The 13,806-nt window shown below is 71.8% G+C and carries 9 protein-coding genes; 6 read left to right on the top strand and 3 right to left on the bottom strand.

Annotation, left to right across the window (positions count from 1 at the left end; all coding sequences use genetic code 11):
- The first annotated feature begins 70 nt into the window (after positions 1-70).
- Positions 71-652 carry a TetR/AcrR family transcriptional regulator gene (locus tag ACXKR8_RS03215; protein WP_458271369.1) on the top strand — a complete coding sequence of 194 codons (582 nt, stop codon included), beginning with the start codon at positions 71-73 and terminating at the stop codon, positions 650-652.
- Between the two features lie 63 nt (positions 653-715).
- On the opposite strand, the gene ACXKR8_RS03210 is transcribed toward ACXKR8_RS03215, so the two are convergent.
- Positions 716-1,060 carry a VOC family protein gene (locus tag ACXKR8_RS03210; protein ID WP_458271368.1) on the bottom strand — a complete coding sequence of 115 codons (345 nt, stop codon included), beginning with the start codon at positions 1,058-1,060 and terminating at the stop codon, positions 716-718.
- 203 nt (positions 1,061-1,263) lie between these two features.
- Here ACXKR8_RS03210 and ACXKR8_RS03205 point away from each other — a divergent pair, with 203 nt between their 5' ends.
- From ACXKR8_RS03205 to ACXKR8_RS03190, 4 genes are all read left to right on the top strand, one after another.
- The gene (locus tag ACXKR8_RS03205; RefSeq protein WP_458271367.1) at positions 1,264-2,544 is read left to right on the top strand and encodes an MFS transporter; all 1,281 of its coding nucleotides are present in this window, start codon (positions 1,264-1,266) and stop codon (positions 2,542-2,544) included.
- Positions 2,541-3,662 (top strand): aminotransferase class V-fold PLP-dependent enzyme, encoded by a 1,122-nt coding sequence (locus tag ACXKR8_RS03200; RefSeq protein WP_458271366.1) that lies wholly within the window; start codon positions 2,541-2,543, stop codon positions 3,660-3,662. The genes ACXKR8_RS03205 and ACXKR8_RS03200 overlap by 4 nt, the downstream gene beginning before the upstream one ends.
- A 421-nt stretch (positions 3,663-4,083) precedes the next feature.
- Positions 4,084-6,462, top strand: coding sequence for a tetratricopeptide repeat protein (locus ACXKR8_RS03195; protein WP_458271365.1), 2,379 nt, complete (start codon positions 4,084-4,086; stop codon positions 6,460-6,462).
- Complete coding sequence (locus ACXKR8_RS03190) at positions 6,459-7,931, top strand: leucyl aminopeptidase (RefSeq protein ID WP_458271364.1); 1,473 nt, start codon at positions 6,459-6,461, stop codon at positions 7,929-7,931. Before ACXKR8_RS03195 ends, ACXKR8_RS03190 begins: the two co-directional genes overlap by 4 nt.
- Positions 7,932-8,036: 105 nt before the next feature.
- On the opposite strand, the gene ACXKR8_RS03185 is transcribed toward ACXKR8_RS03190, so the two are convergent.
- Positions 8,037-11,264, bottom strand: a complete 3,228-nt coding sequence (locus ACXKR8_RS03185) for a glycoside hydrolase family 3 C-terminal domain-containing protein (protein WP_458271363.1) — start codon at positions 11,262-11,264, stop codon at positions 8,037-8,039.
- Positions 11,265-11,550: 286 nt separating this feature from the next.
- On the opposite strand from ACXKR8_RS03185, the gene ACXKR8_RS03180 reads away from it, so the two are divergent.
- Complete coding sequence (locus ACXKR8_RS03180) at positions 11,551-12,738, top strand: glycoside hydrolase family 88 protein (RefSeq protein WP_458271362.1); 1,188 nt, start codon at positions 11,551-11,553, stop codon at positions 12,736-12,738.
- Between the two features lie 4 nt (positions 12,739-12,742).
- On the opposite strand, the gene ACXKR8_RS03175 is transcribed toward ACXKR8_RS03180, so the two are convergent.
- Positions 12,743-13,792, bottom strand: coding sequence for an aldo/keto reductase (locus ACXKR8_RS03175; RefSeq protein ID WP_458271361.1), 1,050 nt, complete (start codon positions 13,790-13,792; stop codon positions 12,743-12,745).
- Positions 13,793-13,806 lie beyond the last annotated feature (14 nt).

The following is a 13,806-nucleotide window of genomic DNA, read 5'->3' as shown; positions in this document are numbered from 1 at the left end:
AGGTGATGCGACTGGTGTCCCATCACCGTACACCTGATGCGACACCAGTCGCATCGTCTAGAGTGGACCCATGCCGAGATGGAAGCCCGATGCCCGCGAGCGCCTGGCCGTGGCGGCGCTGGAGCTGTTCGCCGAGCAGGGCTACGACAACACGACGGTCGCTCAGATCGCCGAGCGCGCGGGCCTCACCCGGAGCACCTTCTTCCGCCACTTCGCCGACAAGCGGGAGATTCTCACCGCAGGACAGCGGGTCCTCAGCCGCCTGCTGGCCGAGGGCATCGATGCCGCTCCGGCGGACGCGACTCCGATGGCGGCCGTCGCGGCCGGCCTGGAGCGCGCCTCGGGAGAGATGACGGCCTTCAACCGGCAACTCGGCCCCCTGCTGCACGCGGCGATCGAGGCGAACCAGGAGCTGCAGGAGCGCAACGCGCTGAAGAGCATCGGCATGGCTGCGGCGATGGTCGACGCGTTGGAGCGACGGAACGTCGCCGGGCCCACCGCGCACGTGGCCGCTGAGCTCGGTGTGCTCGCGTTCAAACTCGGCTTCAACCGGTGGGCCGACCCCGCCCGCGACCACGACCCCGGCGAGCTGGCGACCCACACCCGAGCCGCACTCGACGAACTGCGCGTGGCAGCAGCAGGGTTGAGCTGACGTCACCGCTGCACGGCGGGCAGCGGTGACCGCACCCGCGGGCCGGCGGTCCGGCCCCCGGGGTCACGGCAGTTGGCGGAGTCCGATGAGGTTGCCGTCCGCGTCCTTGACCGAGGCGACCAGCAGGCCGCCGCCGACGTCGTGCGGCTCCTCGTGGGACTCGGCACCGGCGGCGAGGAGCGCCTCGCGGGCGGCGGCGATGTCGGGCACGTCGCGGAAGCAGACCGGGCCGGCGCCGCCGTGCTGGTCGCCGTCCGGGACGAGCCCGATCTGCTGGCTGCCGAGCTCGAAGCCGACGTAGTAGGGGGAGTCCGTGGCCGGCTCGACACCGAGGAAGGAGGTGTAGAGCGCCTTGGCCCGGTCGAGGTCCTTGACGTGGTAGAGGATCACGCTGATGTCGCTGCTCATGGTGGAAGTCCTCCTGTGGCTCGGGGCGGTCCGGCGGCGGACCTGCTGGTTCCGCCGGTGATCCCACCCTAGGGAGGGGGCACCGGCCGCCGCTTCTTCGAAACTGACCGATCGGCGCCGGCGCCCCCTGGGGCCGCCCTCTTGTGGGGGCTGACCGGGTGCGCAATCCTTGCGTGAGCCTGACAAGCATGGGGGTGCGGTGGATGCGGTCCGGTGAAGTGGGGGCAGACCCCGCTCAGCTCCGAAAGAACTCGGCGACCCGGTCCGACCTGGGCATTCTGCTCACGGCCAAGACCATCTCGGACATCGGCTACGCCCTCGACTTCATCTGCCTGTCCGTGTTCGTGTGGGAGCGCAGTCATGCCGCGCTCGCCACCGGGCTGGTCAGTGTCGCCCTGTACTCGGGGGCGATCGTCGGCGGACGCCTGGGCCACCGCTACGGCGACCGCTGGAACCGGCGCTGGACCATGATCAGCGCCGACCTGGTCCGGCTGCTGGTGCTGGTGCCGCTCGCGCTGCTGCCGGACCGGGCGCAGACCTGGTGGCTCTATCCCGCGGTGGTGCTGGTGGGGGTGGGCCGCTCGGTGTTCGAGGGCACGCTCTCGGCGGCGACCCCGGTCCTCGCCGGCGAGCGCACCCAGGCCGTCAACAGTGTGCTGGCAGGCCTCAAAGGGGTGGCGTTCGTCATCGGGATGGGCCTGGCCACGGTCATGGTCCCGCTGGTCGGCTACCGCGGTGTCTTCGCGCTCGACGCAGCCAGCTACGGGCTCTCCGCCACGGTGCTGCTGCTACTGAGGCTGCGGATGCGCGAGGGCGCCGGGGCGGTGGCACAGGACTCCGGCGGTCGGGCGGCGGCGTGGCCGGTGCTGGTCGCGGCCGGCTTCGCGAGCCTGGTGGTGCTGCGCGGCCTGGACGCCTTCAGCAGTTCCTCGCAGCAGGTCGGGCTGCCGATCCTGGGAACCCAGTTGCGTCCCGGCGCGCCGGCCTCCGTGTCGGGCGCGGTCTGGGGGTGCTGGGCGGCCGGTCTGCTGCTGGGCGGGTTCGTCTTCCGGCCGCTGGCCAAGAAGGTCATCAGCCGCAATCCCGGCCTGGTGTTCTGCCTGGCGACCATGGTGATGTCGGCCGGGTTCATCGGCGTGTTCTGGTTCGACGGCTGGTGGCCCCGGCTGGCCTCGGCCGTGGCCGCCGGATTCGGTGACGCCCTCAGCGAGATCACCTTCAAACAGGCGCTGCAGAGCCTGCCCGACGCACGGCGGGGCCGGGCCTTCGGACTGTCGCAGATCGTGGTCAACGGCGGGTTCATGGCCGGACTGCTGCTCACCAGCGCTCTGCTGCGCCCCAGTTGGCTCCCGCAGTGGGTGCTGCTGCTGCACAGTGTGCCGCTGGCGGTGGCGGTGTGGCTGGCGGCGCTCGCCCTGCGCACGGACCGCGGCCCGGCCGCGCCGGTACCGGATCCGGTGCCGGTGTCGGACACCGCCCGGTGACCGCCGGGGTCCGGGCCTACCTGGACTACGCCGGGTTCGGCCGGCTGCGTCCGCCCGCGGTGCGGGCGATGCGCGCCGCACTCGAGGAGGTCCTGCCGGACGGCAGCGTCCACGTCGGTCAGCTGTTCGGGGCCCGGGCGACGGCCAGGGCGGCGTTCGCGCGGCTGCTGGACTGCTCCCCGGCCGAGGTCGCCCTGGTGCCCAACACCTCCACCGGGGTGCACCTGGTCGCGGACGGCCTCGACTGGCGGCCGGGGGACCAGGTGGTGCTGTTCCAGGGCGACTTCCCGGCCAACGTCAGGCCCTGGTTACGGCTGGAGCGGCTGGGGGTGAAGCCCTGCTGGGTGCCGATGCGTCAGGGCGGCTACCTGCTGGAGGACGTAGCGGCGGCGATCGGGCCGCAGACCCGGCTGGTCGCGGTCAGCCATGTCAACTTCGCCACCGGGTTCCGCTGCGACCTGGGCGCCGTCTGCGCGCTGGCGGCCCGGGTCGGCGCGCTGGTCAGCGTGGACGCGGTGCAGAGCCTCGGGGTGCTGCCGCTGTCGATGGCCGACACCCCGGTGGACTTCCTGGCGGCCGGTGCGCACAAGTGGCTCTGCGGTCCGCCCGGCACCGGGGTCTTCTACTGCCGGGCCGAGCGGCTGCCGCTGCTGCGGAGCACGCCCACCGGCTGGTTCGGCTTCGACGGCGCGGCAGAGCTGATGAAGGGGCCGGGCGCGCTGCGCTACGACCTTCCGGAGCGGGCGACCGCCGCCCGGGTCGAGGGCGGGATGTACGACGTCCTCGGGGTGGTGGGGCTGGCCGCCGCCCTGGCGGAGCTGGAGTCGGTCGGCGGCGCCGCCGCGGCCGCCCGGACGCTGCTTCTCGCCGATCGGGTGCGAAGCGCGCTCCTTGATCGTGGATATTGCCCGGCGGGGTCTTCGGATCCGGCCGCGCAGTCCGGAATCGTCAGCTTTTCCGAGCCCGGTGGCGACTCCGCGCGCATGGTCGCCGACCTGGCCCGCGCGGGTATTCAGGTATCTGTTCCGGACGGACTCGTCCGCGTCTCCCCGCATTACTGGACCAATGACGCGGAGATCGATTTCCTGCTGTCGGCGATTTCCGCTCCGAAGCCTTGACCGCGTGACATGAATATGCCATAAATACAGGGAAAACCCTGCCGGATCCCATCCGAGGGCCGGCCCCCGGTGAAAGGAGTCGCGTCATGTCCTATGAGTCGTGGGAGGACCTCGCGGACGAGGTCGAGATCAGCACGGGTGCGGCGGACTGCTGGACCTGTCTTATCGACGACGGCGCCTGAGCGTCCGCTCGTCCGTTCGTGTCCGCGCCCTGTCGCCTTCCCGGCGGCAGGGCGCATTCCCCGCAGCCGAGAATGATGGGAATCACGTGGTGCAGCGATGGGACGTCGGCCGCGGAATCGTCGGCGTGAATGCGCCGAGCTGGCTGACTCTTGAGGTGCACCGCCCCTACTTCGACGGAGCGGAATCACCTGCGACAGTTGTCCAGGCAAAAGCCGTCATTCTTTCGGCCAGGAGGTTCGTGCAGCGCGCGCCATTGGCGCTGCGATTCGGCATGACAATGCCGGGCAGTTATCGGCGGCTCCTGGTGGAGGAGTCGGGACTGGCCGGCTACCGGGTGGACGCGCCGACCGACCTCGCCGAGGAGCTGGCCTCGCCGGACTGGCTGCGCCTGTCCGAGGCCTACCGGAACCGGGCCGGCCTCGATCCGGTCGACCGGGCCGGCCTCGCCCAGTGGCTCGTCGCCGCCTGCCTGCCGCGGGCGGTGCTGAGGGTGGCTCCGGCCGACCTCACCGCCCAGGACTGCCAGGACCCGGTCCTGGCGAGCCTGCAGTCCGCCCGGGCGGTCGCCCTGTTCGCCGCCGAGGGCTTCTCCGACCGTACGGTCGCCGCCTACCGTCCGCTGGTCGACCACCCGGCGGCCACGATCACCCACGTCCAGGCCGTCGCCGGCTGGGGCTACCTGCTGGCGCGGCACGCGGGTGACGCCTCGGCCGCACCGCTGATGCTGGCCCGCGCCAGAGACCTGCTGAAGGGCCTCGCCGCCGAACTCACCCCCTTCGAGCAGGGCATCCTGCAGACCCGGCTGGTCCTGCGCGAGGTGATGGCCGCCGAACGCCGGCAGGAGTTCACCCAGGCCCAGGCACTCCTGACGGCTGCTCAGGAGACGGTCGCCGACCTCACCGCGGCCGACGCCGAGGACGGGCTGGTCCTGCTGGAGGGCAGACGCAGGCTGCTGGACCGCAGCCTGGAGATCGCGGTGCGGCGCGGCGACGCGGAGACCGAGCAGCGCGAACTGGCCGCGGGACTGCTGCTCGACCCCAGCTGTGTGAAGATCCGGATGCAGGCCGCCCAGGCCGCCGAGCGGGACGGGCGGCGTGAGGAGGCGCTGGCCGGCTATCTGCTCGCCGCCAGGCTGGGACCCTACGGGACGGCCTTCGCCCTGCTGAGGGCGGCCGAGTGCGCCCGCGCCCTCGGTCGGCCGGAGTTCGGCCGGGTGCTCAACGAACGCGCCTTCCGGGCCGCCCCGCGCGCGACCGCCACCAGGGACGCCCTGGTCGCGGTGGCCGAGGTGGCCGAGGACGGACCGATGGCCGAGGTGGTCCGCAGCGCCGCCGTCCGCGACCCGGAACACCCCTACCGCAACAACTGGCACTACCAGATGTACGCGTCGTACTTCAATCTCGGTGAGTCGCAGTCACCCGGCCTCTACGCCCGACTCCCCAGCCTGGCCTTCGCGTTCGCCGAGCGCGGCGCCCGCCCGGAGCTGAACTGGCAGCGGCTGATGCCGCCCGCGTTCCGGAGCAACCTGGTCCGGGAGTCTGGCCTGACCGGCTTCGCCGTGAAGCACCCCGCCGACCTGCCCGCCACGCTGCGCACTCCCGCCTGGGACACCCTCTGCGGCTGGGTGGAGGGCTTCGCGGACTGCGACACCGAGCAGCAGCACCGGATCGCGGTGGTGCTGTTCCGGCTGGGCTTCGGCGAGCTGGTGCTGGACCTCCTGCCCGCGGTTCCCGCCGCGCTGTTGGCGGACCCCGCCGAGCTGCGGCTCCAGCACTGGCGCGACCTGATCCGCTACGTCGGCTCGGTCGGCTCCGCCGGCGGCACGGTCGCCGTGCCCGAGAACTCCTTCGCCATCGCCGGACACCCGGCCTGCCCGGTCCACCTCCGCCATGTCGTGGCCACCTTCGCGGTGGTGTTCCACGCCAGGCACACCCGCTCGGTCGCGGAGGTCACCGCCTGGCGGGAAGCCGGTGCGAGCAGCCTCGTGGAACTGCTGGCCGAGCCGGGCCGGCCCGCGTTCGAGAAGGCGATGCTGGAGAGCCGCTTCTACCGCAGCGTCAGCTATCTGCCGTTCCTGCTGCGCGACCGGGACTGGCTGGCCCGCGACATGGACCGGGCCGAGGAACTGGCCCGTTCGGCGCCGGCCGAGGGCCCCTACCAGGAGTTCCTCAAGCGGGAGAACCTGCGGGCCTGCCTGGAGAGCCGCTCCAAGGAATCCTTCGGATTCGGCGAGGAGCAGGACGGCCACGCACTGGTCGAGCAGGTGCTGGCCCTGGACCCGTACGAGCCCAAGTCGCACATCGAACACGCGGAGAGCCTGCTCAGGCAGGAGCGCTTCGCCGAGGCCGCCGACAGCTACCTGCGCACCGCCCGGCTCGGCCCGGTGTCCACCGCGCTCGGCTACGCCGCGGCCGCCCAGTGCTTCGAGCGGGCCGGGCTGACCACGCCGGCCGAGGACTGCTATCTGCAGACCCTGCGCCTGGACCCCTACGCGATCACCGCCGCGCGGGGCTGGCAGCGGACGGCGGCGGCGGGCGGGATGGCGGGCCCGGCCGCCCAGTACCTGGCCGAACTGGAGTCCTGGGGCGCGGCCCGACGTGCCGCGCGCGGAGCGTGAGCCCGCGCTGGGGGCTGCGGTCCGCCCCCGGGCCGGACACCGACGCCGTGGTCACGCCCGTGTGCTCCGGGGAACTGCCCGGTGATCTGACGGCCGGGTTCCTGGCCGGTGCCGGCTTCTCCGGAGCGGTCGGCCAGGTGCTGCAGCTGCCAGGACCTCCCGGCGGGCCGACCCGGGTGCTGCTGGGCGTCGGCCCGCGCCAGGACCTGGACCGGGCGGCGGTGCGCGGCGCGGCGGCCCAGCTCGCCCGGGCGGTGACCGGACACCGGAGGATCACCCTGCTCGCACCGCTGCCCGACCTGCGTCCGCTGGTCGAGGGATACCTGCTCGGCGGCTACCGCTTCACCGGCTACCGGAGCGGTCCCGGCGGTTCGGTCGACCAGTGGCTCGACATCGTCCCCTTGGACCAGGGGGAAGCCGACGCGGACCCTGGGGGCCCCGGGGACCCCGCGGCCGGGCTCGCGGCGGGCGTCCTGGTCGGCGAGGCGGTGCTGCGGGCCAGGGACCTGGTGAACGAGCCGGGCCAGGCGCTCACCCCGGAGCTGTTCGCCGAGCGGGCGGCTGCCCTCGCCGCGGCTTCCGGGCTGGACTGCGAGGTGTGGGACCAGGACAGGATCGTGGCCGAGCGGCTCGGCGGCCTGGCCGGGGTGGCCCGGGGCTCGCTGGCCCCGCCGCGGCTGGTGCGGCTGGGCTACCGGCCGCCGACGCCGACCGACCGGCCGCCCTACCGGGTGGCGTTGGTGGGCAAGGGCGTCACCTATGACGCGGGCGGGCTCTCGCTGAAACCCAATGCCCAACTGGCCGACATGAAGGCCGACATGGCCGGGGCCGCCGCGGTGCTCTGCGCCATGTCCGTGCTGGCCGGGCTGGGGTGCCCGGTCGCCGTGGACGGCTGGCTGCCGCTCACCGAGAACATGCCCAACGCCGATCCGATGCGGGTCGGGGACGTGCTGGTGATCCGGGACGGAACGACGGTGGAGGTGCGCCATGCCGACGCGGAGGGCCGGCTGATCCTGGCCGATGCGCTGGTGCTGGCAGGGGAGACCGGTCCGGACGCGATCGTCGACATCGCCACCCTCACCGACGCCGCCGCCATCGCGCTGGGACGGCGGATCGCCGCGGTCATGGGGACCGGTCCGGACCTGGTGGCACGCCTGGTGGCGGCTGGTGAGCGCGCGGGGGAGCCGCTGTGGCCGCTGCCGCTGCCGCAGGTGTACCGGAGGCAGCTCGACTCCCGGGTGGCCGACCTGGTCAACTACACGATCGGCACCAGGCACGGCACGGCGCTGCTGGCCGGGCTGTTCCTGCGCGAGTTCGTGCCCGCCGGCGTCCCCTGGGCGCATCTGGACATCCAGGGAACGGCGTTGTCCGACGCCGACGAGGGGGAGTGGCCGGCCGGTGCGACCGGGTTCGGGGTGCGGACCCTGGTGGAGCTGCTGACGCAGCCCTCCCTGGGCCTGCGGCCCTGACCCTGCCTCAGGTACGGCCGTCGCCCCTGGCCGCTGGACCCCCCTGGTCGCTGGGGCATGGAGTCGGCAGCGGCCAGGGGCGACGCGTCAGCGCCGGGTCGGGCCCTAGGAAAGGGTCCAGGACTGGTTGGCCGCACCGGTGCAGGACCAGATCTGGACCTGGGTGCCGGGGGTGGTGGACGATCCCGTGTCGTCGAGGCACTTGCCGGAGGCGGGGTTCAGCAGGGCGCCGTTCGCTTGCGGCTGCCAGACCTGGGCCCCGGTGCCGTTGCAGGTGAAGAGGTCGACCAGGGTGCCGTTGGCGGTGCCGCCCGCGTTGACGTCCAGGCACTTGCCCAGGGCCTGCAGGGTTCCGCTCGACGCGGTCCACTGCTGGGCGGCGGTGCCGTTGCAGGTGTAGACGTCCACCTTGGTCTTGTCCACGGTACTGGCGCCCGCCACGTCGAGGCACAGTCCTGCGAGCCCGGTCACCTGGCCGCCGGAACCGGAGCCGCCGACCGTGGCCGCCGGGGAGGTCCAGGACTGGTTCGCCGTGCTGGCGCAGGTGGACAGAATCACCTGGGTGCCGACCGTGGTGGAGGAGTTCGGGTCGGTCAGGCACGTGCCGGAGGCGGGGTTGAGCAGGGCGCCGTTCGCCTGCGGCTGCCAGACCTGGGCCCCGGTGCCGTTGCAGGTGAAGAGGTCGACCAGGGTGCCGACGCTCGTCCCGGCCGCCTTGGCGTCCAGGCACTTGCCGGCCGCCTGCACGGTGCTGTTCGACGCCTCGGTCCACTCCTGGCCGTTGGTGCCGTTGCAGGTGTAGACGTCGACCTTGGCGCCGTCCGTGTTGCTGTCACTGGCCAGGTCGAGGCAGAGGCCGCCGACTCCGACCAGCGGGGTGGCCGCGACCGAGTCGGCCGGGACCACCGTCCACAGGAACGTGGTCGAGGCTGCCGCGCCGGCGGCGTCCTGGGCGGTGACGGTGGCGGTGTAGCCGCCCGCTGTGGTCGGTGTGCCGGTGATGAGTCCTCCCGTGGAGATCGACGTGCCCGTGGGCAGCCCGGTCGCGCTGAAGGCGGGGGTCTGGGCGGCGGTGGCGTCGTGCGCCGACACCTGGACGGAGACCGGCGAACCGGCCGGCCCCTCCTGCACGCCGGGGGTGGTGACGGTCAGCGGCTGGGCGAGCTGCGCGGAGGTGACGGACAGGGCCCCGGTCAGCGGAAGACTGGCGTCCGAGTCGCCGACCGAAATGCCGTAACTGCCGGTGCTGGTGGCCCAGGCGTTGGACGCGGCGTTGTAGTACCGGAGGTTCTGCTGCGTCACCGGGAAGGTGACGGTCTGGCTGGCGCCCGGCTGGAGGTTGACCCGGGCGAACCCCTGGAGCTGCTTCGGGGGCTCGCCGGACGCCGCCGGCTGGGTGACGTACAGCTGGGCGACGTCGGCGCCCGCCCGCGAGCCAGTGTTGGTGACGGTCGCGGTCACCGTGGCCGCACCGCCTGGCGACAGCGAGCCGACATGCAGGTTGCTGAAGCCGAAGCTGGTGTAGGACAGGCCGAAGCCGAAGGGGAACAGCGGGGTCAGCCCGTTGGCGTCGTAGTAGCGGTAGCCGACGTCCACCCCCTCGGAGTACTGCACGCTTCCGTTCGTACCGGGCCACTGTGCCGCCGTGTGCGCGGGGACCTGGGACAGTGAGGTCGGGAAGGTCACCGGCAGGTGGCCGGAGGGGTCGGTGTCGCCGAAGAGCAGCGAGGCGATGGCGGTGCCGTCGCTCTGGCCCGGGTACCAGCCCTCCAGGACGCCCTTGACCGAGTTGATCCACGGCATGGTCACCGCGGAGCCGGTGTTGAGCACCACGACGGTGTTGGGGTTGGCCGCCGCGACGGCGGAGATCAGGGAGTTCTCGGCGCTCGGCAGGTCGATGCCGCCCAGATCGCTGCCCTCGCTCTCGAAGTCGCTGACGAAGACCACCGCCGCACCGGAGGAGGCCGCCAGCGAGGCGGCCGAACTGGTGGAGGTGCCGGCGTTGTAGGTCACGGTGACGCCGCTGCCGGCGGCGCGCGCGGTGATCCCCTGCAGCGGGGTGACGGTGCCGCTCGAGTTGACGGCCGCGCTGCCGCCGCCGGCGCTCTGCGGGGAGGTCGAGGCGTCCGCGCCGATCACCGCCAACGAGGCGGTGGCCGATCCCAGCGGCAGCAGGTTGCCGCTGTTCTTCAACAGGACCGTTCCCTCCTCGGCGAGTTGGGTGGCTGTGCTCTGGTCGGCCGTGCTGGTGGCGGTCTGCGCGGGCGAACCGGTCGGGGCCTTGTCGAACTGGCCGAAGGCGAACATCTCGGTCAGGACGCCCGTGGTCAGCGAGTTGAGCGTGGCCTGGCTGACCGAGCCGTTGGCGACCGCGCTCTGCAGGGTGCTGCCGTAGAAGCCGTCGTTGCCGGGCATGTCCTGGTTCAGGCCGGAGTTCGCGGAGGCCGCCGTGGCGTGGGTGGCGCCCCAGTCCGAGGTGACGAAGCCGGTGAAGCCGAACTGCTGGCGCAGCACGGTGTTGAGCAGGTAGGGGTTCTGGCAGGCGTAGGTGCCGTTGACGGTGCTGTAGGAGCACATCACCGAGGAGGCCGCGCCCTGCTGCACCGAGTCCTGGAACGCGGGCAGGTAGATCTCCTGCATGGCCCGGTTGCTGATCACCGCGTTGTCGGACGGTGTGTTGCGGTTGGTCTCCTGGTTGTAGACGGCCAGGTGCTTGACCTGGGCCATCACCCCGGTGGACTGGACCCCGCGGATGTCGGCGGCGCCGAGTTGGCCGTTGAGGTACGGGTCCTCGCCCATCGACTCGAAGGCCCGGCCCCAGCGCGGGTCGCGGGTGATGTTGATGGTCGGACCCAGGTCGACGGTGGTGCCCTTGGCCGCCTCCTCCGAGCCGATGACCCGTCCGTAGGTCTGCTCGGCGGCGGTGTCCCAGGTCGACGCCACATTGACCGGGGCCGGGAGTTGGGTGACACCGGTCATCCCGTCCGCGACCCCGGCGGGCCCGTCCTCCAGGTTCATCGCCGGGATGCACAGCGAGCCGATGGCCGGAGTGAAGCCGACATAGCTGGAACCGCCGGCCCCGGTGGCCAGGGTCACTTTCTGGGCCGTGGACATCTTCGCCAGCAGTTGGCTGACCCGCTGCGGGATCGGGGCGGTGGAGTGCACCCATGGGCATGCGGCGGTGGTAGCTGCCGGGGCCGCGGCCAGGGCGGCCGGCGGCGCCGGGGTGGCCGCTCCGGCGCTCGCCGCCGGGACCGCCGCTGCGAGGAAGCCGGTCCCGCCGAGGGTCAGCGCCAGGGTGACCAGGCAGGACGTTTGTTTTCTCGTGGACATTCGGAATCCGCGCACGATGCCTCCTTCGGTGTTCCAAGCCACGGAAGAACCGTGTTGGAGCGCTCCCATGACGCATCGCCGGACCGGCGGCGGGGCTTCCGGAAGTGATTGAACTCGCTTGAGATGGCACGGTCAAGGTCTGGACCAATTGCCGTCGCGAGGGTTGACCCGAGGATTGGTCCAGTCCTATCGTCCTCGTGGAGCTGTTCATATGGATGAACCTCGTCCACCCTTGTGAGCATGGGACGGCTCAACCTCCTGCTCGCCGTTCGTGAGAGGCGTCACCATGGATCGACGGAGTTTTCTGGCCGGTGGAGTCGCGCTCGCCGCGGTCGGCGTACCGGCGCTGACCGCGGTGTCCGCGCCCGCCGCGAGCGCCGCCGTGCCGCCGGCCGCGACCTTGCCGCCACGTGCGGACATGGTCGCGGTGCTGCGGCGAGTCGCAGACCAGTGGATCGGGGCGCACCCGAACAGCGGCGACAACGAGTGGGCCGACGCCACGCTGATGAGCGGGCTCATCGCCCTGTACCGGCTGACCTCGGACGCCAAATACCTGAACTACGTGACCGGTTGGGCGCAGAGCCACAGCTACGGCCTCAACGGCGGCAACAGCACCCGGGACGCGGACAGTCAGTGCGCGGGCCAGGCCTACCTCGACCTCTACGGCATCGCCCCCGCCGCCAACAAGATCGCCGCGATCGAGGCCTGTCTGCACACCATGACCTACGTCAACCAGGTCGGCAAGAACGACGACTGGTGGTGGGTCGACGCCCTGCACATGGCGATGCCGCAGTTCGCGCGGCTCGGCGCGCTGCGCGGCGACAGCGGCTACTACGACAAGCTGTACAAGCTCTACACGCACACCAAGAGCGCGGAGGGCGGCCCCGGCCTCTACAACCCGACGACCGGCCTGTGGTACCGCGACAAGAACTTCCTGCCGGGCGGCATCGTCTCACCGTCGGGCAAGCCGGACGTCTGGTCGCGCGGCAACGGCTGGGCGGCAGCCGCGCACACGAAGGTGCTCAAGGCCCTGCCGGCCACCCAGGCGAACGTCCCGGAATACCGCTCCACGCTGACCCGGCTGGTCACCGCGGTCGCCAAGGTGCAGCGCTCGGACGGCTTCTGGAACGTCAACCTCGCCGACCCGAACCACTTCCCCGGCCCGGAGACCAGCGGCACCGCCTTCTTCGTCTACGGGACCGCGTACGCGATCAGCACGGGGCTGGTGGCCTCCGCCACGTACCTGCCGGTCGCCGCCCGCGCCTGGAACGGCCTGGTGGCGACGGCCGTCCACCCCGACGGGCAACTCGGCTACGTGCAGAAGGTCGGCGACCGCCCCGATTCCAGCCAGCCCGTCACCTACAGCAGCACCGCCGACTTCGGTGTCGGCGGCTTCCTGCTGGCCGGCACCGAACTGGCCGTCCTCGCCACCCGAAGCAGCACCGGCACCCCGACGCCGTCTCCTCGGGGGTGACGAATCAGATGACGGGAACGGGGGAAGGGTCCAGCAGCGTGCGGTCGCCGTCGAGGCCGTGGTTCAGCGCGGCCGCGACGTCCTCGTGCGGGGTCCCCATACGGACCGCACTGACCTGGTCCAGCTGCTGGTAGTGCTGGTCGCTGAGTTCGAGGTGGAGAGACTTCAGGTACTCCTCGAGGTGTGTCAGGGAGCGGGGGCCGACGATCGGGATCAGGGCGGTGTGGGCCTGTGCGGCCCGGCGGCGCAGCCAGGCCAGGGAAACCTGGACCGCGCTGGCGCCGACCTCGTCGGCGATCGCCAGTACGGCGTCGACGATGGTGGTGCGCTGTGCGGTGCCCTCGACGACTGTGTCGCCGCGAGCGGTCAGCCGGCCGTGTTCGCCCTGCCGGTACTTGCCGGTGAGCAGTCCTCCGGCCAGCGGGGAGTAGAGGAACGAGCCCAAGCCGTGGGCCTGTGCCATCGGCAGCAGCTCCCGTTCGGCGGATCGTTCGGCCAGGCTGTATTCGGTCTGAATGCCGACCAGTGGGGCCAGGCCGCGTAGGTCCGCCCGGACTGCGGCGCCGGCAACCCGCCAGGCTGGGAAGTTGGAGAGTCCGCCGTGAAGGATCTTGCCGGAGCGGATCAGGTCGTCGAATCCGGCCAGGATCTCCTCGACCGGGGTGGTTCCGTCGGGGAAATGCGGCATGAAGAGGTCTACGTAGTCGGTGTTCAGACGGCGCAGACTCGCCTCCAGGGAACGGACCATGATCTTGCGGCTGTTACCCGTCGTGCCGGGGCGGGGCTGGTCCTGCCGTGTCCCGCTGTACTTGGTGAGCACCACGAAGTCGTCCCGTTGGCGGCCGAGCAGTCCACCGAGCATGGTTTCGGCCTGTCCGTCCTGGTAGAGGTTGGACGTGTCGAACGTGGTGCCGCCGGCGGCGACGAAGGCCTCGAAGATCTGCCGCGAGCCCTCGGGGCCGGCACTGGCGTCCGATGTGCCGAAGTTCGCCGTCCCGAGCGCGTACTCCGACACTCGCAGTCCGGTCAGTCGGCCGAACGTCTGGTAACGCATGGCAGCTCCTGGGA

Source organism: Streptacidiphilus sp. PAMC 29251, from assembly GCF_054208735.2.
The sequence above is the reverse complement of the archived record's forward strand: the minus strand, read 5'-3'. Positions and strand labels throughout refer to the sequence as shown.

Coding starts and splice junctions, on each gene's coding strand:
- ACXKR8_RS03215 (WP_458271369.1), top strand. CDS start 71: ATGCCGAGATGGAAGCCCGATGCCCGCGAGCGCCTGGCCGTGGCGGCG.
- ACXKR8_RS03210 (WP_458271368.1), bottom strand. CDS start 1,060: ATGAGCAGCGACATCAGCGTGATCCTCTACCACGTCAAGGACCTCGAC.
- ACXKR8_RS03205 (WP_458271367.1), top strand. CDS start 1,264: ATGCGGTCCGGTGAAGTGGGGGCAGACCCCGCTCAGCTCCGAAAGAAC.
- ACXKR8_RS03185 (WP_458271363.1), bottom strand. CDS start 11,264: ATGTCCACGAGAAAACAAACGTCCTGCCTGGTCACCCTGGCGCTGACC.
- ACXKR8_RS03180 (WP_458271362.1), top strand. CDS start 11,551: ATGGATCGACGGAGTTTTCTGGCCGGTGGAGTCGCGCTCGCCGCGGTC.
- ACXKR8_RS03175 (WP_458271361.1), bottom strand. CDS start 13,792: ATGCGTTACCAGACGTTCGGCCGACTGACCGGACTGCGAGTGTCGGAG.